Below are 26,114 nucleotides of genomic sequence, written 5' to 3'. Positions count from 1 at the left end.
TTTTTCAGAGCAATGCCCTCTATTTCGGAGGAAATAATGCCTCTTCTAGCTCAGATGCGCCTTGCCCTCACCGCCCGCAAGGTCTAACTCTATCCCATGCTTCCAGAGGTAGAATCATTGCTCGTCGTCCAGAACAGGGACCAGAAGATAGACGCACTCCGCAAGGAACTTGAACTAATCCCCAGGGAGAAAGCTCGTGCCGAAGAAAAACTCAGTAACGACACCCAAGCCGTCGCTACCGCCAAGGCCGCCCTGCAGGAGAACGAAGTCGCCATCAAATCCGTCGAGCTCGATATCTCCACCCGCCGCAACACCATCGACAGGCTCAAGGTCCAGCAGTTCGAGACCAAGAAGAACGATGAATACACCGCCATCGCCAAGGAAATCGTCAACTACACCGAGATGGTCGACGAACTCGAGACCCAGGAACTTGAGCTCATGGAGAAGTCGGATGTGCTGAAGGAAAAGCTGGAGCTCGCCCAGAAAGCCCTCGGTCAGACCCAATCCGTGGTCGATGAGGACATCGCCCTGCTCGACCAGAAGGCTGGCGAAACCAAAAAACGCCTCGAAGAAGCTCTTGCAGAGCGCGAAACTCTCGTCGAACCTATTGACGAGAACCTACTTGCCCTCTATGACCGCCTCCGCAACTCCAAGGGCACCGACCCCGTTGCACCCCTAAAAGGCTCACAGTGCGGCGGTTGCCACATGAAGGTCACCTCCTCCACTGCAGCCAGCGTACAGGCAGAAAAAGCCATCTCACAGTGCGAGAACTGCGGCCGCATCCTCTACGCCACCTAGGACTTTGGCTCCCCAGAGCCACAAGCACCCAGGTTCCCAATAACTTTAACTGACGGCCAGCCCGGCTCCCCAGAGCCGCCAGGCCCCAATTAACTAATAACCATTCACAAACGTGCTTCCCTGGTTCGACAACGGCAAATTTCCTCTCTTTCTGGCACCTATGGCAGGTGTCACAGACGTGGTATTCCGCACCATCTGTAAAGAACTCGGCGCAGACGTCATGGTCACTGAGTTCGTCTCCGCAGAAGGCATCGTGCGCCGGGACGACCGTACCCGCAAGTACACCAGCTTCACCGAGGAACAGCGCCCGGTAGGCGTGCAGCTCTTCGGCGCCAATGGCGAAGCCATGGGCGAAGCCGCCAAAAAGATCATCGACTGGAAGCGCCCGGACTTTATCGACATCAACTACGGCTGCCCGGTCAACAAGGTCGTCTCCAAGAACGGCGGCTCCTCCCTTCTGCGTGACTGCCCACTACTCGCCTCCGTGGCCGAGGGCGTCCACAAAGCCGTGGGAGACCAAGTCCCCGTCACCGCCAAGATCCGCGTCGGCTGGGATGAGAAGTCCATCAACGGCCCTGAAGTCTGCAAGATCCTCGAGGACTGCGGCATGCAGGCCATCTCCATCCACGGTCGCACCCGCTCCCAGGGCTACCGTGGGGAAGCCAATTGGAACATCATTGATGAATGCGCCCGCTCCGTCTCCGTCCCCGTCGTCGGCAATGGCGACATCACCTGCGGTGAAGACGTGGAAAAGCGCCGCAAGGAAACCGCCGTCTCCGGCCTCATGATCGGCCGCGCCGCCATGCAGAACCCCTGGGTCTTCCGCGAAGCCAAGCACTTCATCGAAACTGGCGAACACCTCGCCCCCGCCCCCATCGAGGAGCGCTGGAAGCTCATCATCCGCCACTGCACACTCGCCATCGAATCCGATCGCTACGGCGGAGAGGAGAAACACACCGTCATGGCCATGCGCTCACGCCTCATGACCTACTGCAAAGGCTTCCGTGGCGCCAAGCCCCTCCGCCAGCTCCTCTGCACCGTCACCTCCGTCTCCCAGCTCGAAGACATCGCCGCCGACCACCTCTCCGGCAAACTCTTCCAGGACACCCTGCCGGTGGAGTAGGGTCTTGTCGTTAGGTAAATAGGTAAATAGGTAAATAGGTAAATAGGTAAATAGGTAAATAGGTAAATAGGTAAATAGGTAAATAGGTAAGTAAGTGAGTAAGGAGATAGAAGAGGGAAAAAGCCCTCCTCCCAAGCTGTGTCCAAAACGTTCCATCTAACAAAGACTTCACCTTTCCCGCATTCGTGAGATTCGTGCCATTCGCGGTAAAAGCTCCATCTAGCAGGTAATCAGCCTCACACCCCGGAGGGGTAATGGAGAGTAGCGCGACGGTTAAGCTTGCCCCCGCTAGCGTACCCCGGAAACCCACCCCCCTCACAACAACCACCCCGACAGGGGTGGAGGAAGGATCGGCCACAGAAAAAGCTCCCCACTCCTCCCGCCAGCTGCTAGAGAAAAGCTACCTACCAGTTCTTCCAACACATTGATTCCCACCTGAAAGCAACAAAATGACCCCACCAAACATATTCTCTACAAACGACGACCGCCTAGTCGGCAAATGGGTGAGCAAGCTCAACGGTCCTAGCATCAGCGAATTGGAGCCTGTCGCAACAGCTGACCGCATGGAACTGTGGCTCTATGAGGATGGAGCAGCCCGCTGGGGATACCCGGAGAAACCGAAATGCTTCGAAGAGGACCCTACAGAGGCCCCCACTCGCACCGGGTGGAGCGTGGACGAAGGCAGGACTCTCATCATCTCATCCCCAGCCCCGCCAATACCAGAATACGAAATCTATGAATGGCAGGAAGCCCACTCCATCTACGACATCATGCAACTGGACTACGACCAGCTCACCCTCAGCGACCGCCCCTTCGACGGTGAAATCATCACCCACTTCGTGAAATACGCGGACTGTTAGTACCATTCACTCAGCGCCAATAACTGGCTCAGCACTCGCGCCTGCTCCTGCCCGGACCACCAGCCTGACAACAAATGAGAGACCCCGCCCGCATCGAACGAATCCTCCTACTCATTCAGGAAATCTGGCAGCGCGATCCAGACATGCGCTTCCAACAGCTTATCTACGTACTCCAGAACAAGTACTCCCAAACTAACAGCGGCTACGGCATAATAACCGAAACAGCAGAAGACGGCTTTCAACATACTGGATTCGACATGTTCAACCTCGAAGACGACGACCTCGAACGCTTCCTCACAAAATTCATCAGTGAGCACAGAAAGTGAGCCCCCTTCACTCAATCTTCACCACCACGACGAACTGCACACGATTAGGATACTCCCTTGATTCCGACAAAGACTCCTCCAACCTTCCCACTGTCGTTGAAGTCATCTTGGGCACACCACCCACATAGAAACTGCGCTCCCAGATCACACACTCTTCCGACGTTAAATCAAGCTGCGCACTCTTAGTACTCGTGCCCCCCTTCTCGGCATTCTCAGGAAACTCCACCTTATAATATTTTCTGCCCGTGCTAGACGCCTTAATATCATAGGCAAAATCCAGCACCTCCGTACTCTCCATCAGCGCCACACTACTTGGGGCATACATGCCTGTGAACTTCAGACTCTGCATTTCCTCCGCTTTGCCATCTTGAATACGCAGTACCCTAAGCACACCGTTTACATTCCCCTGCGGTACTAGTTCAAGCACCTTCATCACCAGTCCTGAATCAAATTCATACTCCTTGACCATCTGAACACTCAGCTTCACATCACTAACCTGCACAGTCGGCTCAGGCACTCGTTCCGCAGTATCTTCTTTAGCCTCCACGACTACCTTATCTTCACACCCCACTGCTAAAAATCCCAAAACCACCACCCAACTAACAAATTTACAAATCATTTAACTAAGACCTCACACTCTCCACCTTCCAAAGTCAAGCCAGTCGCCTAACCTAAGGCTACAAAGAAAAACGGCTTCCCCATGTGGAGAAGCCGTCTAGATAGTAGGTTGAGGGTAGATCTGTTTGGCGCGACTAGTGGCGCTTGCGGCGCAGGATGAAGGCACAGGCCCCCACCAGGCTCAGCATGCTGGTGCTAGGCTCTGGCACTACGGAGAGTGAACCAGTGCCGGTATAAATACCGCCGAAGCCTAAATCTGTCAGCTGGCTGGCATCGTAGGTGCCGTTGGCGATGGTATTGCCACCGATGGTCAGACCGCCGATCACTGAATTGCCGTCACCCAGATCGAGCGTGCCGTCATTGATCTCAAGATAGGCATCTGAGTTATCCCAGGCATTAGTGAGCACCAGCTGGGAAGATGAGGTATTCAGCGTGATTCCGGCAATGGAATCGATTCCGCCCGCAGCAGCCACGGTAAGGAAGGCACGCGTGTCCAGCACGACGGCTCCTGTTCCCAGCGCATTACTCGCCTCGGCCAGCAGATTGGCGTAGCCGGTATCGATAGAGTTCACGTACCAGTCACCAGTGAAACCGCTGTCCGCCACCGTGGCGTGCAGGCCACCGAAGTCTTCCGCGCTATTGCCCACATTACTGATGAAGCTCAGATTCCCGCTGCCGGAGAGTCCTCCATTCAGGTAGCCGTGTAGCTCAAACTGCTCACCTCCATCCCCCAGACGGATCTCGGAATCCGCTGCCACATTGACATTGTTACCCAGACGCATGAATCTGGTGTACTGGTTACTGGAGCGCATATGCAGGGCTCCGCCATTCAGCGTGAGGTTGTTGATGTTGTAGATGTCAGTACCAGTTTGGCTATTCGCCTGCAGACGCAGGAAACCAGAGTTGATGGTGACACTGTCGCCCGCGAGGTTCTGGGTGTTGTCTCCGACATACTCCACATTGTTCTGGATCACGTAGTCGTTGCCACCACTGGGTGCCAGTCCGTCGCTCCAGGTAGGACCGTCGATATAGTTGCCATTGCCTACTGAGGACACTGTCGCGGCCTGAGCCACCGCGGCAGAGACTGCCAGCACGGCAATGGTATGGGTTGTGTTTTTTAGCATGTGTATTTGCGTGTTTGTTCTAGCTGCAAGTCCATGGCGGTCAAAATAATCCACCAGATAAACTTATCTTTTTACGTATCACGCATTTGATTAATTTTAAATACACATCACGCCACACATCATTACTTTTCACGCAATATTAAAGTTAGTTAAATACATATACCCCAAACAATCACCAAAAACACAAAAAGCTCATATTTATACACATCTACCAATATAATATCTTTTTGCGCTTAATTAAACTCAAAAGACAGCCCCCCCCTCCCCGCAAACAGACCAGCACGGCCACCAAAACTCATTCTATGAAATCACCCCCTCCACCAACTCTCCCCACGGAAACCCTTGACCATGCCGAGACAATTCACCTAGAAAAATAGCGGCAATTCCCGCCACTGTGTCCGACTGCTTCGCGCTTATCCATTTGGCCCATCCAGGCGCGCACAGACATTCCCATCTCATGCATCCATGAATCACCGCTCTCTTCACATCACCCGCCTGCTGCTCACCCTCTTCACCGCGCTCAGCCTCCACGCCAGCGCCGGCACTTTGGGCTTTCTAACTTACGAAATCGTAAACGGAACCTCCGTCACGATCACGGACTGTGATGAGGCAGCTACTGGAACCATCGTCATCCCCGAGACTATCGAGAGCCTGCCTGTGACCTCTGTCGACGGAAGGACGTTTAAAGGTTGCTCACTGATCACTTCAATCTCTTATCCCTCCCAGATACAATACCCGCCATACCACTACATTGGCTGTAACTCCCTGGAAGCTTTCCATGTAGCGGAGAGCAATACCGCCATCACCAGCGTAGACGGCATCCTGTTCTCCGCGGACATGACCAAGATCATCAGATACCCTAATGCACGCAGCACCACAACAGACTATGCTATTCCAGATGGCGTCACCTCCTTCTATCCGTACACCTTTCTAGAATGCACTGGCCTGAACTCAGTCACTATCCCCGCAAGCCTCAGCGCAGACACTGGCTCCGAGAGTGTACAGCAAGTTATACTATCCGTTTTCAAGGACACCTCCAATCTCCAAGCCGTCCACGTAGAAGAAGGAAACTTGGCCTTGAGCAGCTCTAACGGAGTCGTGTTCACCCAGAACGGTTCAGGCCTCTTATTCTACCCTCCAGCAAAGCCATCCACATCCTACACCACCCCTGACGGGACGACCTACATTAATACTTTAGCATTCAATCTCTGCACCACCATAGAATTCATTAACATCCCTGATTCAGTCACCTCCATAGCCGACAACGCTTTCACAGGGTGCACGAACCTATCAGAATTCAATATCCATCCAGACAATACTATCTACTCAAGCAGCAACGGTGTCCTGTTTGAGAACGATGGCAACACACTATACATCTGCCCACAAGGTAAAGTCGGAACTTACACCATCCCACAGAACACCACAACTCTGAGCACCTACGCCTTCTCAGGATGTGAGAAACTCACCGAAATCAACATTCCCTCCAGTGTCACCAATATTGATTACCGCTCTTTTACAGAATGCTTCAACTTACAAGCTCTGAATGTAGCCCCGAGTAACGCTGTTTACTCAAGTATCGATGGTGTCTTGTTTGTAACAGACGGCGACATCCTATTCAACTTCCCGCGAGGAAGAGCTGGCAACTACACAATCCCACACGGCACCCAGACTATCGGCATCTACGCATTTGCACAATGCATCAATCTCACCCAAGTCACCATCCCCAGTTCTGTGGATTGGATACGCTACGGCGCATTTCGTTACTGCAGAAACCTGAGTGGCATCCATTTTTCTGAGGGACTTCAATATATCGACCTTTATGCCTTCCTTCATTGCGACAACCTAACAAAAGTAATTCTACCATCCACTTTCATAGGCGGAAAAATCTTTATAGGATCGTTTTTCACATATTGTGACAACCTAAAATCCGTAACCCTCAGCCCCAACTTTACAACCGTATACTCCAACTTTCTTCAGGGCTGCGAAAATTTGGAAGAAGTTATCATACCTGAGGGCGTAACAAGTATTGAGACGAATATTTTCAGCTTTGGAAAAACACCATCAAGACTAATTCTCCCCAGCACGATACAACAGATTAGCGAATTCAGATCAAACCTCCTCAATGAACTTTATCTCCTAGGAAATGCCCCTTTAGTAAATGAAACAAACTCCCCCTTTAGCAGCGATATCACCATCTACTACCTTAAAGGTGCCACAGGGTTCGACGCAGCACCATGGACTGACTACAACCTCGTAGAAATCGACACCTCCACCTACCCCAACGCAGCCTGGTTGTTAGAAAACCAGCAGGACCACACGCTCTCCCTCAACGAGGACCCCAATGGCGACGACGTGCCACTCCTCATGGAGTATGCCCTTGACCTCAAGGCCTACCAGAACAACGCGCCAAATCTGCCACAGATGGAAATCGGCGAGACCACCGCCGGCATCACCTTCCAGGGGGACACACCGGGCATCAACTACGAGGTCTGGACCAGCACCGACCTTAGCAACTGGACCCAGACCGGAGTCTCCCTCAGCACCCCGGATGCCAACGGCAAGCGCACCGCCACCATTCCCCACAGCGCCTCCTCCAAAGCATTCCTCCAACTACGCGTGAGCCAGTAAGCCATCGACCATTTATCTCTACCATGACTCACCGCTCTCTTCACATCACCCGCCTCCTGCTCACCCTCCTGATTCTATCACCCGTACTTGGCCATGCTCAGTCGCTGAAGCGCGAGGAGGCGCTCGCCATTGGCCAAAAGAACGACGGGCTCAATGATGGAGTGTTCTGGTACACCAACGGCGAAGACTCGCCCCCCTTCACACACATCGCCCAGTTCTATGTAGAGCCATACACCGAGAACGAAATCAAGCTGAAGGGATCAGACCAGCCAGTCAGGCTTCACGGTGGATACGAAGACGAGAAGCGGATCCGGGTAGACCTGTTCACCGCGTCAAACGGCAATGGCTGGATCACCATCCATATCACGCCCAGAGAAATCATCACCTCAGGCCCCAAGGAAAGAGACGACCGCGACCCCATCCATAAGGAGCTCAGCCCTGCCGCCTTGGTGGCATTCGACCACGAAGACCTGGACCTACTCGCCACCCTCATCAAACGTGGCCTTAAGGTCAACGAAGCGGTCGACTTCGAATCCGGCGATACCCTTCTGCACCTCGCCGCCATTTCAAGCAATGCCAAATGGGTCAAATTCCTGCTGAAAAACGGTGCCGATCCCGAGATCTGGGACCGCCATGGATACCTCCCCATCACCAACCTACTCACGCATAGCGACGGTGACGCCGCGGACAAGGCCGTCTGCGAGTTACTCGCCAAAGCCGGAGATGAAAAAGTGATCGAGACTTACCCCACCGGACTCATCGCAAGTGTTCTTCCCCATAATTCACCGGAGATCATCTACTTCATCGCCTGGAATGGCCAAGACCCCTCCCCAGCCATACTCAAGGAAATCCGCAAGACCCTGCCACAGGCACGCCCTGCCAGCCGTATGGAAACCCTCAAGCAGCGCCCTCGCGGCGCACACTCGTGGTATCAAGACAAACAAAGCCAGGAATTCGGCACCCTCGTGGATATCAAACTCAGCAAAGACGGAGAGAGCTGGAAAACCACCGTCCGTGTAACCGTAGGCCCAGCCATGGCCGGCGGCGGCTGTTCCGCAGACATGCACAAAGCCTATGGCTACTGGTACCCCAAAAATAAAGAGGGCTGGGAAGAGTAATTTTACTGCTCCAAAAAAGCCCACCCGCTTTCACGGATGGGCTGATACACACACTGGAGAACCTTTTTCCTCTATCCTTTTTCCTTACTCCTTCTCGTTCAGTTTTTGAACGAGCTTGATAAACTCCTCCCTCAGACCTTTGCCATCGGGGCCTTTGCCGGCGGTGGCGAGTTCCATCACGGTATTGAGGTCGCCGCTGCCTTTGTACTCGCTATCGCGAAGGACCATGCCGAAGAGACCGACGGCGCTGGCGAACTTCAGGTCCGCGCTAGCTTCCTTGATGCCGGTGCCAGGGTCGGCGAAAGGCACGGAGAAGTAGGTACTCTCATCGTCCATCTTCTGGTCGGGCTTCTTGTAGGCGAGCTTCACGAACATGGTTTCATCGCTGTCCTTGATGGCAGGGTTTGGCTTTTCCTCCGGCTTCTCGAAGTAGCGTGAGCCATCGATCTCAGGACCGAAGGGCTTGCCGTCCGCCGGGATGATCTCATAGAGCGCGGTGACGGTGTGCCCGGCGCCGATCTCACCCGCGTCCACCTTCTTGTCCAGGAAGGCTTCCGGAGGCAGCATGCGGTTGGCGTAGCCGATCAGGCGGTAGGCTTTCACCTTCTTCGGGTTCATCACCACCTGCACCTTCACATCCTTAGCAATGGTCACCATGGTACCCATCATGTCCTCTAGCAGAACCTTGCGACCCTCCTTCACCGTATCGATGTAGCTGTAGTTTCCATTGCCGCTGTTGGTGATGGACTCCAGCATGTTGTCATTGATGTTCCCGCTGCCGAATCCGAGCACGCTGAGGTAGGTGCCTTCCTTCGCCTTTTCCTTCACCATCTTGGTCAGGGAATCGGTGTCGGAGACGCCCACGTTGAAGTCACCGTCGGTCGCCAGGATGATGCGGTTGATACCGTCCTTCTTGAACTGCTCCTTGGCCACCTGGTAGGCCAACTTGATGCCCTGGCCACCTGCGGTGGAGCCACCGGCACTGAGCTTCTCCATGGCATCCGCCACCTGCTGGCGCCCGGTGTCATCCATCTTGGTAGCAGGTAGCGCGAGACCAATCGCCCCGGCGTAGACCACGATACTGACCGAATCCTTCTCATTCAACTCCTCTAACAAGAAGTTCATGGACTGCTTGAGCAGCGGCAGCTTGTTCGGGCTATTCATGGAGCCGCTCACATCCAGCAGAAAGACCAGGTTGGCAGGCGGTCGCTGCTCGCGGATGATGTCCTTGCCCTGCACACCGATGCGCACGATGCGATGCTTCTCATTCCATGGACAGGCCGCGGAATCCACCTGCACCGCAAAGGGATGCTCACCCTCAGGCTGCGCGTACTGGTAGTCGAAGTAGTTAATCATCTCCTCCACCCGGACGGAGTCCTTGGGAATCTGCATGCCCTCATTGATCATCCGGCGCACGTTGGCGTAGCTGGCCGTATCCACATCCACCGCAAAGGTAGAGAGAGCGCTGCGCTCATCCACGGGAGCCACGAACCTGTTCTCTACCAGCTTGCCATACTGCTCACGGCTGAGTTCTGGTTTCTTAGGCTGCCCCATGTAAGGAATGCCTGTCTTCTGAGACATAACTGCGAGGCGATTTCTTTGCTCATTCACCTCTAGCTGCTGCTTGAGGATTTTCTGATTATCGGCACCAGCAAGCCTCAAGTTAGACAATTCGGTCCTAGCTTTCTCATACTCCTGAACCTGGGCATTGAACTTGGTGTAGTCATGAGCAGTTGCCAACCTCTCTCCCTGAGCAACATCTCTGCCATACACAATATCAGCCACATCCCCTTTATGAGCACGCTTCACTTTAGCCGGTGCAGCAAAGCCATCAGCACCACCTGACCCTTGCCCATTACCACTCCCCCAGCCTGCGCCAAAACCATCTCCATTACCAAAATCCAGGCTAGGCTCAGGCAAAGCCTGCTCCGGTACAGGAATGGGCGTTGGTGAAGCCTCTTTTGAACCTATCACCTTCGCCATTGCACCGGATGGTGCAGATGGCTTGCGTGCCACCATGTTAGCCACCTCAGGCTTCTCTTGGACAGTCTCCGCCTCAGCTACCTTCTTCTCACTATAAGCTACCGGCGGCTCACTCTGAGCAGCGATCTGCTCAGTCGCCGTGCTGTCGTAGGCAATGATATCCGCATCCCCTTGGCGCTCCTGCCAGAAATAGATGCCACCCACACCCAGCGCCAGACAGGCGGCGATGCCCGCACTCAGCGCCCAGCGGTTCCCGGGGCTATCTTTCTTCTGCATCACGACCACCTTGTCTTCGGCATCAATGCGATCCTCCAAATCCTTGAGGAAATCCTCGTCCGCTCCACTACCCTTGCGGGCATGCTCCTTGAGCAGCTCTTCCATCAGTCTATCGTCCTTATCCATGACTATTCTCCTTTCTAACAAATTCTTTTAATTCTCTCCTCCCAGGCATTCCTTCAGTGCCTGCCTAGCTCTCTCCAAGCGCTTTCTCAGGGTCGCGCCACTTACCTCCATTTTTTCGGCGGCTTCATCCGTGCTGCAGCCCTCGTAGTAAAAGCTCTGCACACTCAGCATCAGACCCTCGGGCAGCTTTTCCAGGCATTGCTCGAGCTTCATAAAGACACTCGGCCCGCCATCCTGCCGCAGCTCCTGCCACGTTCGCATCTCCGCCTCCATCATCTCCAGCGCGCCGTCATCAAGAGCGATCTGGCGTTTGTTGCGGCGCATCTGCTCCTTCCACTTGTTGCGGACGATGCCGCGCATCCAGCTTCCGAAGTCCTTCGTCACGTCGAACTTGCCCATATTCTGCCAGGCCACCACAAAGGACTCCTGCACGATGTCCCTGCTCTGGTGCTCCTCCCGGGTCAGCGCCCGCGCATAGACCAGAAGTTCCCGGTGGTGCTCCCGCGCCAGCTCGGAAAACGCCTCGCGTTTCGATAATTTTATTTCTGCCACAGCTTGCATAGTCTTTCACCCCCCATTGGCATCAGTCACCTACTTTGTGACATCATTTTGAGATATTTTTGTTTTTCTCAGAAGGCCAAGGAGAACGAAACTACGACAAGTAGCACTTCACAACGCCACAAATACCCCGGCAATCAGAGCGCCGAGTAGTAGAACACAGCCAAAGATGAGCACCTCCCGTGTGGAGAGAAGGGCGTCCGGCTCAGCTGCCAGCGCCATGCTTTCACCCCCCTCCGGCACCGGGACAGTAATAGCCACTTTGCAGTTGGGACAATTCGACTTCATGCCGTACTGCTTTTCACGAACAGAGATCTTCTGCCCGCATTCGTCGCAATAGAATTTAAAAGGAGTTTCCGCCATAAAAACAGTAATACAGTTAGCCTAACGTAATCGACCTCATCACGACGGGTCAAGGCATTAGCCAGACATTCCCCCTGAGCTTAAAGCTACTTGATGTTAGCCTTCCGCCTCCCATGGGCCGGAGCCGCCGGGAGACGAAAGACACTCCACACACTAGACCGTGAGACCTAGCAACACGGTCAATCCAAGTAAGAGGCCTAGTAACGACACTAAAGCTTTGTTACGGCGCCAGAAGAGGCAGCTGATCAAGAAGCCGGGGATCAGCACGATCACCAGTCCCATGTTCGAGCTATCCCTGACAATCAGCACCAGAAAGAGCAGGTTCAGCACCAGCATCATGATACCGAACACCCGGCCAAAGTTTGGCTCAGGATGAATAGAGGGAATAGACTTACCCAATCTACTGCCGCCACGCAGGGACACGCCGGAACTGGTACTCATGCGGCTCAACTTGCCGACACGTGAGATTCCGTTTCCTTTGACTGTCCCGTATTTCATAACGCCCTGAGAGTAGTCCCTCAGGGCCCATTCCAGCCATTACAATGGGAGGCTAGTTTTCTACCGCCACCACTGACAGCTACAGACAATCATCTTGCATCTTCACAAGCCACACGAAAGACTCCCCCCGTGCAATCAGCCCGTGTTCTCATCGACGGCCCGTCCGAGCTCGTCTTCGACTACCTCATCCCAGAGGGAATGCCTGTCGTGACCGGCTGCCGTGTACGCATTCCCCTGCGCAACCGGGACTCCACCGGCACCGTGCTGGACATCGGCGAGCCACCGCAGACTTCGTTCCGCCTGCGCGCCATTTCCTCCCTGATCGATCCCGAGCCCCTGATCACCCCGCATCTGATGAAGCTGGGCAAATGGATCGCAGACTACTACGTGGCCCCGCTGGAGATGGTCATGCGCTCCCTCCTGCCCGAATCCGTGCGGCAGGACACCCACTCGGAAAAGACCCGCAAGGTAGTCGCCATCAAGGATTTTCCCGATGACGAAACGCTGGCCAAGCTCGCCAAGCGCGCGCCGAAGCAGCACATCATCCTCACCCTCCTGAAATCTTCCGGTGGCCAGATGGCGCTCAAGGATCTAGGGGGTGGCTCCGTCAGCTCCTCAGTCAAATCGCTCGTCAAAAACGACTACGTGGAAATGATTTCCGAGGCCGTTCGCCGCGATCCGGATGCCGACCAGGAATTTCTGGAGTCCAAGCCGCTGCCTCTGAACGAAGAGCAAGCCGAGGCGCTCAAAATAATCACAGCCCCCGGACAGACCAAACCGATCTTGCTACACGGGGTGACTGGCTCTGGAAAAACGGAGGTCTACTTGCAGGCCGTCCAGCACGCCCTCGACGAGGGCAAGACCGCCATCGTCCTGATCCCCGAGATTTCCCTCACTCCACAAACTGTCCAGCGCTTCAAGTCCCGCTTCGCCGCCATGCAGGACCAGGTGGCCGTGCTCCATTCCCACCTCTCCCAGGGCGAGCGTTTTGATGAATGGCACCGCATCCGCAATGGTCAGGCCCGCATCGTTATCGGTGCCCGCTCCGCCATCTTCGCCCCTCTCACCAATCTCGGTATCATCATCGTGGACGAAGAGCACGAGAACACCTACAAGCAGGAAACCGCCCCGCGCTACCACGGGAGAGACATCGCCGTACTGCGTGCCCATTTCGAGAAATGCCCTGTCGTGCTCGGCTCCGCCACTCCATCGCTGGAATCCTTCCAGAACACCCAGTCCGGCAAGTACGAGCTCATTCGCCTCACCGCGCGTGCCGATGCGCAGACCATGCCCATCATCCGCGTGCTGGACATGCGTATCGAAGCGCAGAAGCAGAAAGGCCGCATCGCCATCCTGTCCGATCGCCTCCGCGCTTCCATGGAGAAGAAGTTAGAGAACGGGGAGCAGATCATCCTCTTCCTCAACCGCCGCGGCTTCGCCCGCTCCCTCCAGTGCCCGCCCTGCGGCCATGTCTGTGAGTGCCAGCACTGCGCCATTCCACTCACCTACCATCGCACGGAGGAACGCCTGATCTGCCACATGTGCGGCTACCAATCCATCACCCCGCGCAAATGCCCCTCCTGTGGAGATGAAGCCATCCGTCTGCAAGGCTACGGCACCCAGAAGGTGGAGGAAGTCATCCAAAAAGTTTTCCCACAGGCCCGCATGGCCCGTATCGATGCCGATACCATGCGCCGCAAGAATGCCCTGCGTGACACGCTGAATAAATTCAAGGCCCACAAGATCGACATTATCATCGGCACCCAGATGATCGCCAAGGGACTGCATTTCCCAAACGTCACCCTCGTAGGCATCCTCAATGCCGACCTCGGCCTGCACGTGCCGGACTTCCGCGCAGGTGAGCGCACCTTCCAGCTGCTCACCCAGGTGGCCGGCCGCGCCGGTCGTGGCGAAATGGAGGGCGAAGTGATCGTCCAGACTTTCACCCCCCATTCCCCATCCATCCAGTACGCCCGCCATCATGACTTCGATGGCTATGCCGAACAGGAACTGCAGTTCAGAAACCAGTTCCTCTATCCACCCTTTGCGCACTGTGCCCTGTTAGGCACCCGCTCCACCCACGAGCGCCGCGCAGAGTTCACCCTGGAAAACCTTCACAAGCGCCTCAGCAAAGACTGCCCGGGACAGATCGAGATCGGCGAGGTCATGCCCTCCCCGCTCGCCAAAGCCCACGGCCAGTTCCGCTACCAGCTGATGCTCAAGTCCACCTCCGCCCGTGCTCTGCACCAGCACGTGCAGCGCACCCTGGCCGCCACCCCGCCACCAGACGACGTCACCATCGTCTTCGACATGGACTGCCTGTCGTTTTTCTAACGGAAGTTTAAAAGACAATTAACCGCTAATCATCCTCAACCCAGCGTTAGCGGAATCTGAGTGCAATCGTCTAGCTTGCGCTCCTATGAAACACGTACTCCTGCCCGTCGCACTGCTGGCATCCTATCAAGTGCTGGCTGCTGAAGAAGCCACTCAGAGTGAGCCATCAGCGCCAAACGCCCAGAACCTGCCCGAGTCCTCGATTACCGCAGATTCCCCAAAAATCAGTCCTGAGGTCAGCCTGAATTCCAAACTGCCATCCTCTCTATACGAAACTCCGCGGGCCATAGACATCATCACTCAAGAGCAATTCACTGAACGTGGTGCTCAATCGATCCAGGAAGCCATCGGCTACAGCTCCGGCGTCCTCTCTGGCCCCTTCGGTCTAGACTCCCGCCTGGATTCCGCCCGCGTACGCGGTCTCAACCCGCTGTCTTTCCACGATGGCTTCCAGCACCTCTTCGGCTACTATAACAATACTCGCCCAGACATCTACACGCTGGAGCAGGTGGAAGTAGTGAAAGGTCCCGCCTCAGTCCTCTACGGCCGCGGCGCGGTGGGCGGCATTATCAACTCCGTCTCCAAGCTCCCGAACGCATCCGAGCACAAAGAAATCAACCTTCAATACGGCAGTTACGACCGCCGCCAGATTGGCATGGACTTCACTGGGGCTCTGAACGAGGAAGGTACACTCCTCTACCGCATGGTCGGCCTCTACCGCCGCTCCGGAACTCAGGTCGACTGGGTACGCGATGATGCCGCCATTTTCATGCCCTCCATCACCTGGAAGCCGAGTGACGAAACCTCCCTAACATTCCTGCTAAACGTACAGGACAACGACGGAGGCCAGACCCTGCAGTTCCTCCCGAACGAAGGCACCCTCTTACCCGGCAAACACATTGGCACCGAAACCTTCATCGGCGAGCCTGGCTGGGACCGCTACGATACTAACCAGACCGCACTTAGCGCCTTCTTCGATCACCAAATCAATGACACCTTCTCAGTAAGCGCCAATGCACGGTTCGTAGATGCCAAGTCGAAGTACTATTCCCACTGGGTAGCCTACGTGGCTCCACCGGTCATCCAGCCAGACGGCACCGTACCCCGCACCCTCTACGCCAGTCATGCTGACTCACGCACCTGGTCCGCCAATGCCATCCTTCACGGAAACTTCGAATACGGCCCAGTACAGCACAAGATGCAACTCGGCGTCGACTACGTAGACAACACACTGGATAATGATACGGCCTATGGTCTCGGCACCACCATCGCCACTGGTGGCGCGATCAATATCTATGACCCGGTCTACGGCAACCTCAGCGCCTATGGACCCCTCACTGACAATCCAGAGACTTCCCAGCGCCAGACAGGCATCTTTCTCCATAACCACTTCACCATCGACAACTGGATCCTCTCTCTTGGCGCCCGTCACGATGACCTGAAGACTGACGATGGCTCCCTCACTACCGACGAGAGCGAGTGGACATTCGACGCCGGCATCATGTACCAGTTCGACAACGGCATCGCCCCGTACTACTCCTACGCGGAATCCTTCGAACCTCTGGGCTTCGACACCACCAGCAACCAGCAACTCAAGCCGAAGTTCGGCGAGCAGCACGAAGTAGGCGTGAAGTACAAGCCTTCCTTCGCAGATGCCCTCCTCACAGCATCGGTGTTCGACATCAAGGAGAAGAACCGCCCAGTCGGCTCAGGCCCCACCCTAACACAAAGTGGTGAAGTCAGCATCCAGGGTGCCGAACTGGAGCTCAAGGCACGCTACCACGACTTCTTTTTCCAGACCGCCTACACCTACCTGGAGACAGCGGACGAGACTCTCCCTGGCGACCCACGCTTGGCCACCGTGCCCGAGCATCAGGCCTCTGCATGGGTCACCTACGACCCTTCTTCAGGCAAGCTGGAAAACTTCCGCACCGGCCTCGGCGTACGCTATGTGGGCAAGAACTGGGATGGCAGCGACTCCATCCACACGGATTCCTATACTCTCGCAGATGCCATGATCGGCTACCGTTGGAATGACATCGATTTCCAGCTCAACGTTAACAATCTCTTCGACAAGGAATTTGTCGCCACCACGCAGGGAGGTCGCTCCTTCTATGGCTCACGCCGCACCATCAACCTCTCTGCCACCTATCAGTTCTGATCTGAAATAGTAGTACCATCCCCCCGACTCATACCAGACCTCGCCCGTTCCTCCAACGGGCGAGGTTTTATGCCCATCGACACCCACGACACCACACACCATGAAGGTCAAAACCATCTGGAAGATACACTCCATCCTAGGGCTGCTTGCAGGCGTCCCGCTGCTGCTCATCGCCCTAACAGGATCCATCCTCGTATTTAGAACTGAAATCGACGCACTGTGGGATCCCGCCAAGAACAAGCTCGATGTGCCAGCTTCTGCCGAGCGCCTGCCGTACGACCAACTCACCGCTACAGCCCGCGAATCCTACCCGAATCAAATCGTCGCAGGCTGGGCGCTTCCTCGGAAGCACGACTGCGCGGACTATGTCTTTCTGATGGACCCGCACGACGAGGAACACTGGACCATGGGTCGTATCGATCCATACAGTGGCAAGGTTCTGGCCCCCTCCACAGAATTCACCGACACCTTCACGGGATGGGTGCTAGAGTTTCACTACACCTTCCTAGCTGACCATGTCGGTCTCGTTGTCATCGGGCTCATCGGCGTGATGCTCTGCCTGTTAGGAGTCAGTGGCTTCTTCATCTACCGCAAGTTCTGGAAAAGCTTTTTCAAGATGAAATGGAAGACCTCCCTGCGTCTCTTCTCCGGCAACCTCCACAAGCGTATCGGCATCGTCACCGCACCCTTCTTCCTGATTCTCGGCTTCACTGGCGCCTTCTGGAACATCCAGCACATCCTCGGCCACCTCAATGAAGAACACGAGGAAGAGCACGCTCATCTGGAGCGCACTCCGGTGCTAGAAGTGTCGCTCGATGAGATGATCGCCAAAAGCAAACAGGAGATAGAAGGATTCAAAGAAATGTACATCTCCCTGCCCCACCACCCGGGCGATGACCCTATCTACTTCTACGGCTACTCGGAGACCCGCTCACCGATGCACTCTGACTACTCTTGCGTGACCGTTTTTAATGCCAAGACTGGCGAACTGCAAAGCGCGACAGACATCCGCGACACCCCAGCCTACCTGCAGGCCTACGATGCCTTCCGTCCGCTGCACTACGGAAATTTCGGTGGCATTCCAGTGAAAATCATCTGGTGTGTACTCGGCCTTTCCCCTGCCATTCTGGCCCTCTCTGGCACCTACATCGGCCTATCCAGACTGAGGCAGAAGAGGAAGAGTTAAAAGCAAATCACGACCAAGAGAAAGCCCGGTAAGATGCTTCATCTACCGGGCTGTTTTTTAGAATCTTGTTTATCTGATAGGCGGGTGGTCTTTGATGAACTGCACCGCCTCTGCCACCTCATCCGTACAGAGAAGGTATTCAGCGTACTTCCTGCCTTCCGAGAGGTTCTGGATACATGGATAGAGCATGGTCTCCTCCGTGTAGCGCTTGACGCCAAGGAAAATCATCGGGCTGATCTCATCAAAAGTCACGTAGTGGTTTTGTGTGGCATCCATGAATATCTCTTGGGTAGTGCCAGCACTCCCCGGAGCAAAGATGACTCCCTGATCCGCAATAGCTAACAGACCATCCTCGCGAATGCTATTGGAGAAATACTTGGCGATGTGCGCGGAGAAGAGGTTGGTAGGTTCGTGCCCATAGAACCAGGTTGGCACAGCCAGGCTGGAGCCACCGTGCGGGTAGAGATCCAGCACATCCTGCGCTGCCTCCATGTATCCCTCATCCGTGTAGCGTGGAGACTTCGCCAGAATGGCAAAGACTTCCTCCAAGCCCTGATCATCCACATCTTTCAACCAGGCCCCAAGGTTCGCCGCCTCCATCGTTCCTGGTCCACCGCCACTGGCGATGAAGTAGCCCTCCTTACTGAGGTCTCTGGCCAAGCGGACCACCTTCTTATAATACTCATCATCACGCGCCGTGCTATGCCCGCCCATGATGCCGATGACCTTTTTCTTCCCACCCTCTTCCACGCGCCCCTCTAACAGATCCTGTAAAGCATCATCAATGGCATGGTCGTGCAAACGCTGAGCGAGCGACTCCAGAATATCCGGACGCCCCTTTCCGCGTGCTACAAAGTGATCATAGATGATCTTGTCCTTACTGCGGTCATGCAGAGGAGTCCACCCCTTCATCAGCTCGGCACGCGAGTAGAGCCGGTTACGGTAGGTTTCATAGGGAAGGCCTGGAATCTTCGGAAATACTAAAGCTCCTTTGGCCGCCAGAAACTCTGCAGTCACCTCCACCGGGAAATGACACCCTAGAAACACGGCTCCCTGACAATCCAGGCGCTGCCAGTCTATCTCAACCCCATTGAAATCCAGCCCCTGCACAACGGCGCAGTGCAACTGCCCCTTCTGTTGAAGAAAATCATCCAGCCTATCCAGCTCCCTAACAATCGAACATCTCATACACTCTAGCTCTACACCCGATTCTGAAAAATTACACCTTCAAAACCCCTACATAGGGGAGGTTCCGATAGAGTCCTTGGTAATCAAGGCCATAGCCAACCACAAACTCGTCATCGATTTCAAAAGCCACGTAGTCGGCCTCGCACTCCACGGATCTTTGCTTGCGTTTGCTCAGCAGCACACAGCTGCGAATCTCCTCGGCCCCCGCCTCTAGCAGCTCCCGAATCACCGCATCCATGGTCAAACCCGTGTCCAGGATATCATCCATCACCAACACTTTCTTCCCGCCGACGTCAGGCATCCCAGCATCCAGAAACTTCACCTTACCCGAGCTCTCTGTACCGCCGTGGTAGCTGGCCACATTCACGGTCTCGATGATCAAGGGAACCGGCATCCTGCGGCACATATCTGCGGCGAACACCAAGGCCCCCTTGAGCAAGGCCACCACCACGAGTTCCTCCGCCTGAAAATCCTCCATCACCTGCTTGGCCACAGTATCCAGACGCTCACGGATAGCCTCCTCAGTAATCAAAACCTTGTCGATGCTCTTGTGCATATAAACCATTAACGACTCAAAAAACATCTGCCCACCCTAAAATATCTTGCCGAGTAGAATCCTACCTGACTTAGTATGGATTATGCTTTTGCGCTCCAAAACCTACCTACTCTCGCTCCTCCTACTCTCTACCCAAATCAACGCCGCCCCCACTGAGCAACGCCTCTGGACGGCTTCCAACGGTAAAACTGTCAATGCCAGCATCACCTCCATTGAAGGGGATAAAGTCGTCATGAAGAAAGACGACGGCAAAACCGTCAAGGTTCCCATCACTATCTTCATCCAGGAAGACCAGGACTTCATCCACAAGCATTTCGAGGCCGAGATCGCTGAGGCCAGCAAGCCATCCGGCTCGGACTCACAACCCGCTACCGACCTCCCACACCCGCAAGGTGAAGTTGTCGGCCCGATCGAGGCAAGCAACGGAGCCCACTATTTGCTCTACTTGCCGAAGTCACTCAAGCAAGGCCGCAAGGCACCACTGATGTTCTACACCCACTCCGGCGGTGGAAACAAAAACCTCCTGAATACCATTTCCGAAGGAGCCGAAACCTGCGGCTGGATTCTCGCCATCTCCGTGGAATCCAAAAACAAGAACGACTTTCAGGACAACCTCAAGAAGTGCCAGTCCTGCCTCGAGCACATCTATGAAACTCTTCCTGTAGAGAAAGAACGCACCTACTTCATGGGCAACTCCGGCGGCGGTGCTACGGCCTTTGCCAACAGCGCCGAGAACAAATGCACAGGAGCCATGCCAAACGTCGGCTACATTCCGGATGGCCATGACCCCAAAGGCAAGGACTACTTCATCATCGGCGGCGGCAAGGATTACAACCGCTACACCTCTGCCCATGCCAACAAGAAACTAGGCAAGAAGGCCATTCACCGCATGCACCCCGGCGGCCACGGCGTCTCTCCGAAGTGGCTCATGATCGATGGCATGATCTGGCTGCAGACACGCTACCTCGCCCGGGAACAGAAAGACCACATGGACGAGGCTGCCGACTTTGAAGTTTCCATGCTCAGCTGGATCAACGAACTCAAGGCCAAGGAACCCTACCGGGCCTACGCCACAGCCAAGCTCTTGCTGTCTGAATACGAGCCCACCAGCAAAAACAAAGCCGCCATTGAGAGCATTTCAGATGAACTCGGCAAAGAGAAAACCAACGTCCTCTATTACGAGGCTCTGCAAGACATCAATGATCTCTCAGAGGACGTCCTCTCCGGCTTTGGCTCAGGATCTAAAATGAAACACAGTGACCCGAAAGTCATCAAGGCTGTAGACAAACTCCTGAAGAAATACACTGGAGTTCCCATCATCGAGGACACACTCAAAGCCATTGCTGACAAGACAGTCTAAGTTATCAGCGCCCCCTTTCTTCCTATTTTATGGAATATTGACTTGATTATCAGCGCGATAGCTAGCACTACGCCGCAGCCTTACCCCAGATCACTTATTTAGAATAATTCTAAATTAAGGCTTGAACCCGTCTCTGGCGAGGCTAGCTTCCCGCGTGCCCATGAATCACGAAAATCACACACTAAACATCCCCGGCCTGCGCATGACCAAGCAGCGTCAGGAGGTTTACCGTGTACTCATGGAGCACCGCGACCATCCTACCGCATCGGAAGTATTCGATCGCGTCCAGGTGCGCGCACCCGGCACCTCGCTAGCCACAGTCTACAACTGCCTCGAAGCACTTGTAGAACACGGCGCGGTGAAACAGGTGAATTTCGAGCGTGAGTCATCCCGCTACTGCCCGAACCTGACGGAACACGGGCATTTCTATGATGACGCCACCGGCCGCATCCACGACATCCAGTTCAAGAAGGGAGTCAACCTCGCCGATTTTCTGGATCTCCCGGAGAACGCCACCATCACGAATCTGGATATCACCCTCCACGGCACCATTTCAAAGAAATAAGCATTTCGCCTCAGTACAGAGGCAAACCAACCTACACACGAACAACCAACAACGAATTACACTTCGCTATGTCCATCATCATCAAAGACCTTCACGCCAAGATCGGTGACACTGAGATCATCAAGGGCCTTGACCTGGAAATCCCTAAGGGCCAGGTGCACGCCATCATGGGTCCAAACGGTTCCGGTAAGTCCACCCTTTCCAAGATCATCGCTGGTCACGAAGACTACGAAGTCACTGGTGGTTCCATCACCATGGACGGTGAAGACCTCCTTGAGATGGAAGTAGACGAGCGCTCCCGCGCGGGTGTCTTCCTCGCCTTCCAGTACCCAATGGAAATCCCAGGTGTATCCAACGCCAACTTCATCCGCGCTGCCCTCTCCGCTCGCCTTCCAGAAGGTGAAGAAATCGACGCAGTAGCCTACTACAAGGACCTCTACGCGAAGATGGACGCACTGGAAATGGACCGCAAGTTCACTTCCCGCGCCGTCAACGAAGGCTTCTCTGGCGGTGAGAAGAAGCGTAACGAAATTCTCCAGATGATGATGCTCGATCCTAAGTACTGCATCCTCGATGAGACCGATTCCGGCCTCGATATCGATGCGCTCAAGATCGTTTCCAAAGGCGTCAACATGCTCCGCTCCGAAGAGCGCGGCTTCCTCGTCATCACCCACTACCAGCGCCTTCTCAACTACATCAAGCCAGACGTAGTACACGTGATGTTCGACGGTAAGATCATCAAGACCGGTGGCCCAGAGCTCGCCCTCGAACTCGAGGAAAAAGGCTACGACCACCTCACCAAGCCAGTGACTGCCTAAGCAGCAGCATCAAGAAGAGAGAATCACTCCCTTCTTCTAAATCGTCCGGCTCCCCAGAGCCGCAAGCCCCCGTTAACCAATAACGATTTACCATTAACCATCATATGGATCTCCAAGACAACACAGCCACTATCGACCAGGAAACCCACGAGGCGATCTCCATCGACCGCGCCAAGGGTGACTTCCGCTTCCCTGAGCGGCACAAGTACGATGCCGGCTATGGTCTGAACGCCAAGACCATCGACTACATTTCAGACGTTAAGAAGGAAAAGGACTGGATCCGCGCGTTCCGCCACAAGGCACTCGACGTGTTTGAATCCAAGCCGATGCCTACTCACTGGGCTACCGACGACCTCAACAACATCGATTTCGACAAAATCCGCTACTACCTCTCCGACGGTGAGCGCCCGAAACGCAGCTGGGACGATGTACCTGACGACGTGAAGGAAACCTTCGAACGCCTCGGCATCCCTGAGCAGGAGCGTGCTTTCCTCGCTGGCGTAGAAGCCCAGTTCGACTCAGAGGCTGCCTACTCCAACGTGAAGGAAGAGCTCGAGAAGGAAGGCGTCATCTTCGTAAACTCCACCGAAGGCCTCCGCGAGCACGAGGAAATCTTCCGCCCATGGTTTGGCAAGGTCATTCCGACCGGTGACAACAAGTTCTCCGCACTGAACTCCGCAGTATTCTCCGGCGGCTCCTTCATCTACGTACCTAAGGGCGTGAAAGTGAAGCAGCCCCTACAGGCCTACTTCCGTATCAACTCCGAGAACTTCGGTCAGTTCGAGCGTACTCTCATCATTGCCGACGAAGGTTCCGAGGTCATGTACATGGAAGGCTGCACCGCACCTCAGTTCGAGACCTCTACCCTGCACTCCGCTGTCGTGGAACTCGTCGCCATGAAAGGCGCCAAGATCCAGTACGTGACCGTACAGAACTGGTCCTCCAACGTGTTTAACCTCGTGACCAAGCGTGGTCTTGCCCATGAAGACGCAGAGATCCGCTGGATCGACTGTAACATCGGCTCCCGCCTGACCATGAAGTACCCAGGCGTCGTCATGAAGGGCGAAGGTGCTCGCGGCGAAGTGGTTTCCATCGCTCTCGCGAACAACGGCCAGCACCAGGACACCGGCGCCAAGATGATCCACGCGGCGGACAACACCACCTCCAACGTGGTATCCAAGTCCATCTCCGTGGGTGAAGGCATCTCCACCTACCGTGGACAAGTTCACATTCCCAAGCACCTCAAAGGCTGCAAGAACAACACCGAGTGTGACGCCCTGCTTATCAACAGCAACTCCCGTACCGATACCTACCCAGCCATCACCGTCCGCGGTAACCAGCACGTTACCCAGCACGAGGCCTCCGTATCCCAGGTATCCGAGGAAATGCTCTTCTACATGCAGCAGCGCGGCATCTCTGAGGCGGCAGCCATGTCCCTCGCCGTGAACGGCTTCGTCAACGACCTCGTATCCCAGTTCCCTATGGAATACTCCGTCGAACTCAAGCGCCTCATCGACCTCGAAATGGAAGGCTCAGTCGGCTAGCCCAACCCAAACGATTCTTTTAACCACAGATTATTTAGATTTGAGACAGATTGTGTAGATGGATTTTCCTGACAAAGAATACCCCCATCAAGCCCTGACCAAGCAAATCATCGGTGCTGCCATGACGGTACACCGCGAACTCAAAGGTGGGCTCAACGAGAAAATCTACGAAAACGCACTCTGCATCGAATTCGAACACCAGAACATCCCATTCTCCCAGCAAACCGAGTTCCCCGTCCATTACCGTGGGAATGAAGTTGGCAAATTAATCCCTGACCTACTTGTCGCCAACAACGTCATCGTTGAAGCCAAGTCTGTAGACGGCCTGAATGGGGCTCATTACTCTCAAATCTTAAGCTATCTGGCTATCACAGGACTTGAAGTCGGAATTCTCATCAATTTCAAAAATCAATCCCTGGAGTTTAAAAGAGTCTCCAAACTGAACAATTACCCGAAACAATAAAATCTGTCTCAAATCTAAATAATCTGTGGCAGAAAACAGCTCAACCAAAAGACTAATGGAAACATTGGAAATTCAATCCATCACCAACTCCCGACCAAGCACACTCGAAGGAGCTCCCGCATGGTTCACCGACGCTCAGGCTAAGGCTTGGGAGACTTACAGCGCGCTGCCGAAACCATCTCGTACGGATGAAACTTGGCGCTTTGGTGATCTGAAGCAACTTGATTTCGACGCATTCGCCCCGGCCGGTTTCGTGGACTCTGACGATATCGACATGGAGATCTCTGGCCTGGAGAACACCGCCGCCCAGTTCATCTTCGCAAACGACGAGCTCGTTCACGCCGAGGCTGAACTTCCGGAAGGCGTGATCTGCCTCCCACTTGCGGACGCACTGAACGAGCACGCAGAGCTCGTTGAAAAATACTTCATGCAGGGTGACACCAAGCTTGGCTCCGCCAAGTACGCCGCCCTTCACAAGGCACACCTTAGCAATGGCCTCTTCGTCTACGTCCCTAAAAACGTGGAAGTCGACCTCCCGATCGAGGTGTACCACATCGTCTCTGGCGAGAACGCGGCTATTTTCCCGCACACTCTCGTGGTTACCGAAGACAACGCTAAAGTCACCGTGGTAGACTACTTCAAGACCGCAGGCGACAAGCCAGCCCTCTGCATCGCGATGAATGACCTCATCGCCGGCACCGGCTCGAATCTCAACTACTCCGCCATCCAGGATCTCAACCTTGCCTCCAAGATCATCCAGATCAACAACACCAAGGTAGAGAAAGACGCTAACGCCAAAGGATTCATCCTCAATGTCGGCGCCATCTGGGCACGCAACGAGTCCCTCTCCACCCTCAGTGGTGCGGGCGCACACTCAGACATGCTCTCCATCTCTATCCCGGCCGGCGAGCAGAAGTACGACCAGCGCACCTTCCAGGACCACTCCGCTGCGCACACCTACAGTGACCTCCTATACAAGAACACCCTCTACGGCAATGCCAAGACCGTGTTCTCCGGACTCATCTCCGTAGAAGAAGGCGCTCACTACACGGATGCCTACCAGACCTGCCGCAACCTCCTCATGGACGACACCACCGAGGCAAACTCCATGCCAGGACTGCAGATCAATGCCGACCAGGTCAAGTGCTCACACGGCTCCACCGCCGCCGCCATCAGCGACGAGGAGATCTTCTACCTGAAGGCCCGTGGTGTTCAGCCAAAGGTCGCCCGACAGCTCATTGCCCGCGGATTCTCCGTGGAGGTGGTCGAGCGTCTCGAGAACGAAGAACTCGAAGCTCTCGTCCTCGCCTACATCGACGCCAAATTCAAAGCCGTCGTCTAAGACTCTGACAATCAATCAAGATGAACCCGCTTTCATACGCGTGTTCATCATCCGAACTTCCAAACCGCCCTCCAATGAGGGCGGTTTTTCATTTACATAACTAAATTTTCAACAAGGCATTTTCCTCGAAAATCACTCGTAAACACTCATCGTCAGATAGTTGCAAAATCAACAAATCACTTAGCATTAACAGAAGAT

At 54.8% G+C, this 26,114-nt stretch carries 23 protein-coding genes; 15 read left to right on the top strand and 8 right to left on the bottom strand.

What is annotated here, in order from left to right:
- Nucleotides 1-96 precede the first annotated feature (96 nt).
- The 4 genes from BUB27_RS15430 (at nucleotide 97) to BUB27_RS15415 (ending at nucleotide 3,107) form a co-directional block, all read left to right on the top strand.
- The gene (locus BUB27_RS15430) at nucleotides 97-798 is read left to right on the top strand and encodes a zinc ribbon domain-containing protein (protein ID WP_143184758.1); all 702 of its coding nucleotides are present in this window, start codon (nucleotides 97-99) and stop codon (nucleotides 796-798) included.
- 112 nt (nucleotides 799-910) lie between these two features.
- Entirely contained in the window at nucleotides 911-1,921 is a 1,011-nt protein-coding gene (dusB, locus tag BUB27_RS15425; RefSeq protein ID WP_143184757.1) for a tRNA dihydrouridine synthase DusB, read from the top strand.
- Between the two features lie 449 nt (nucleotides 1,922-2,370).
- A complete protein-coding gene (locus BUB27_RS15420) occupies nucleotides 2,371-2,781 on the top strand; it encodes a hypothetical protein (RefSeq protein WP_143184756.1) in 411 nt (136 codons plus the stop codon).
- Nucleotides 2,782-2,855: 74 nt separating this feature from the next.
- Nucleotides 2,856-3,107 carry a hypothetical protein gene (locus BUB27_RS15415; protein ID WP_143184755.1) on the top strand — a complete coding sequence of 84 codons (252 nt, stop codon included), beginning with the start codon at nucleotides 2,856-2,858 and terminating at the stop codon, nucleotides 3,105-3,107.
- Between the two features lie 7 nt (nucleotides 3,108-3,114).
- Here the strand turns inward: BUB27_RS15415 and BUB27_RS15410 are convergent, their stop codons facing one another.
- Nucleotides 3,115-3,678 (bottom strand): hypothetical protein, encoded by a 564-nt coding sequence (locus BUB27_RS15410; RefSeq protein ID WP_159434997.1) that lies wholly within the window; start codon nucleotides 3,676-3,678, stop codon nucleotides 3,115-3,117.
- Between the two features lie 181 nt (nucleotides 3,679-3,859).
- Nucleotides 3,860-4,849 carry a PEP-CTERM sorting domain-containing protein gene (locus tag BUB27_RS15405; protein ID WP_143184753.1) on the bottom strand — a complete coding sequence of 330 codons (990 nt, stop codon included), beginning with the start codon at nucleotides 4,847-4,849 and terminating at the stop codon, nucleotides 3,860-3,862.
- A 465-nt stretch (nucleotides 4,850-5,314) separates the two neighbouring features.
- On the opposite strand from BUB27_RS15405, the gene BUB27_RS15400 reads away from it, so the two are divergent.
- Both BUB27_RS15400 and BUB27_RS15395 read left to right on the top strand, forming a co-directional pair.
- Nucleotides 5,315-7,477 (top strand): leucine-rich repeat domain-containing protein, encoded by a 2,163-nt coding sequence (locus BUB27_RS15400; RefSeq protein ID WP_143184752.1) that lies wholly within the window; start codon nucleotides 5,315-5,317, stop codon nucleotides 7,475-7,477.
- 23 nt (nucleotides 7,478-7,500) lie between these two features.
- The gene (locus tag BUB27_RS15395) at nucleotides 7,501-8,595 is read left to right on the top strand and encodes an ankyrin repeat domain-containing protein (RefSeq protein ID WP_143184751.1); all 1,095 of its coding nucleotides are present in this window, start codon (nucleotides 7,501-7,503) and stop codon (nucleotides 8,593-8,595) included.
- Between the two features lie 84 nt (nucleotides 8,596-8,679).
- On the opposite strand, the gene BUB27_RS15390 is transcribed toward BUB27_RS15395, so the two are convergent.
- The 4 genes from BUB27_RS15390 to BUB27_RS15375 all read right to left on the bottom strand — a co-directional run bounded on the left by BUB27_RS15390 (nucleotide 8,680) and on the right by BUB27_RS15375 (nucleotide 12,399).
- A complete protein-coding gene (locus BUB27_RS15390) occupies nucleotides 8,680-10,980 on the bottom strand; it encodes a vWA domain-containing protein (protein WP_143184750.1) in 2,301 nt (766 codons plus the stop codon).
- Between the two features lie 27 nt (nucleotides 10,981-11,007).
- Nucleotides 11,008-11,541: an RNA polymerase sigma factor gene (locus tag BUB27_RS15385; RefSeq protein ID WP_143184749.1), complete on the bottom strand. Its 534-nt coding sequence runs from the start codon at nucleotides 11,539-11,541 to the stop codon at nucleotides 11,008-11,010.
- 108 nt (nucleotides 11,542-11,649) lie between these two features.
- Nucleotides 11,650-11,901, bottom strand: a complete 252-nt coding sequence (locus tag BUB27_RS15380) for a hypothetical protein (RefSeq protein ID WP_143184748.1) — start codon at nucleotides 11,899-11,901, stop codon at nucleotides 11,650-11,652.
- A 153-nt stretch (nucleotides 11,902-12,054) separates the two neighbouring features.
- Nucleotides 12,055-12,399, bottom strand: a complete 345-nt coding sequence (locus tag BUB27_RS15375; RefSeq protein WP_143184747.1) for a hypothetical protein — start codon at nucleotides 12,397-12,399, stop codon at nucleotides 12,055-12,057.
- Between the two features lie 129 nt (nucleotides 12,400-12,528).
- On the opposite strand from BUB27_RS15375, the gene priA reads away from it, so the two are divergent.
- The 3 genes from priA (at nucleotide 12,529) to BUB27_RS15360 (ending at nucleotide 18,080) form a co-directional block, all read left to right on the top strand.
- Nucleotides 12,529-14,733: a replication restart helicase PriA gene (gene priA, locus BUB27_RS15370; RefSeq protein WP_143184746.1), complete on the top strand. Its 2,205-nt coding sequence runs from the start codon at nucleotides 12,529-12,531 to the stop codon at nucleotides 14,731-14,733.
- A gap of 85 nt (nucleotides 14,734-14,818) precedes the next feature.
- Nucleotides 14,819-16,894 carry a TonB-dependent siderophore receptor gene (locus BUB27_RS15365; protein WP_143184745.1) on the top strand — a complete coding sequence of 692 codons (2,076 nt, stop codon included), beginning with the start codon at nucleotides 14,819-14,821 and terminating at the stop codon, nucleotides 16,892-16,894.
- A 100-nt stretch (nucleotides 16,895-16,994) separates the two neighbouring features.
- Nucleotides 16,995-18,080, top strand: coding sequence for a PepSY-associated TM helix domain-containing protein (locus tag BUB27_RS15360; RefSeq protein ID WP_143184744.1), 1,086 nt, complete (start codon nucleotides 16,995-16,997; stop codon nucleotides 18,078-18,080).
- Nucleotides 18,081-18,149: 69 nt separating this feature from the next.
- Here BUB27_RS15360 and BUB27_RS15355 read toward each other — a convergent pair whose 3' ends face one another.
- Both BUB27_RS15355 and hpt read right to left on the bottom strand, forming a co-directional pair.
- The gene (locus BUB27_RS15355) at nucleotides 18,150-19,268 is read right to left on the bottom strand and encodes an LOG family protein (protein WP_143184743.1); all 1,119 of its coding nucleotides are present in this window, start codon (nucleotides 19,266-19,268) and stop codon (nucleotides 18,150-18,152) included.
- A gap of 31 nt (nucleotides 19,269-19,299) precedes the next feature.
- Nucleotides 19,300-19,824 carry a hypoxanthine phosphoribosyltransferase gene (gene hpt / locus BUB27_RS15350; protein ID WP_143184742.1) on the bottom strand — a complete coding sequence of 175 codons (525 nt, stop codon included), beginning with the start codon at nucleotides 19,822-19,824 and terminating at the stop codon, nucleotides 19,300-19,302.
- An 82-nt stretch (nucleotides 19,825-19,906) separates the two neighbouring features.
- On the opposite strand from hpt, the gene BUB27_RS15345 reads away from it, so the two are divergent.
- The 6 genes from BUB27_RS15345 to sufD all read left to right on the top strand — a co-directional run bounded on the left by BUB27_RS15345 (nucleotide 19,907) and on the right by sufD (nucleotide 25,916).
- The gene (locus tag BUB27_RS15345; RefSeq protein WP_143184741.1) at nucleotides 19,907-21,184 is read left to right on the top strand and encodes an SHD1 domain-containing protein; all 1,278 of its coding nucleotides are present in this window, start codon (nucleotides 19,907-19,909) and stop codon (nucleotides 21,182-21,184) included.
- 160 nt (nucleotides 21,185-21,344) lie between these two features.
- Nucleotides 21,345-21,749 (top strand): Fur family transcriptional regulator, encoded by a 405-nt coding sequence (locus BUB27_RS15340; RefSeq protein ID WP_143184740.1) that lies wholly within the window; start codon nucleotides 21,345-21,347, stop codon nucleotides 21,747-21,749.
- Nucleotides 21,750-21,817: 68 nt separating this feature from the next.
- On the top strand, nucleotides 21,818-22,567 hold the full coding sequence (sufC, locus tag BUB27_RS15335) for a Fe-S cluster assembly ATPase SufC (RefSeq protein ID WP_143184739.1): 750 nt from the start codon (nucleotides 21,818-21,820) through the stop codon (nucleotides 22,565-22,567).
- Nucleotides 22,568-22,671: 104 nt separating this feature from the next.
- Nucleotides 22,672-24,111, top strand: a complete 1,440-nt coding sequence (gene sufB / locus BUB27_RS15330; protein ID WP_143184738.1) for a Fe-S cluster assembly protein SufB — start codon at nucleotides 22,672-22,674, stop codon at nucleotides 24,109-24,111.
- Between the two features lie 58 nt (nucleotides 24,112-24,169).
- Entirely contained in the window at nucleotides 24,170-24,574 is a 405-nt protein-coding gene (locus tag BUB27_RS15325) for a GxxExxY protein (RefSeq protein WP_143184737.1), read from the top strand.
- A gap of 55 nt (nucleotides 24,575-24,629) precedes the next feature.
- A complete protein-coding gene (gene sufD / locus BUB27_RS15320) occupies nucleotides 24,630-25,916 on the top strand; it encodes a Fe-S cluster assembly protein SufD (RefSeq protein WP_143184736.1) in 1,287 nt (428 codons plus the stop codon).
- Nucleotides 25,917-26,114 lie beyond the last annotated feature (198 nt).

The organism is Rubritalea squalenifaciens DSM 18772, from assembly GCF_900141815.1.
Taxonomy (GTDB): Bacteria; Verrucomicrobiota; Verrucomicrobiia; order Verrucomicrobiales; family Akkermansiaceae; genus Rubritalea; species Rubritalea squalenifaciens.
This window is presented reverse-complemented; position numbering and strand designations above follow the sequence as displayed.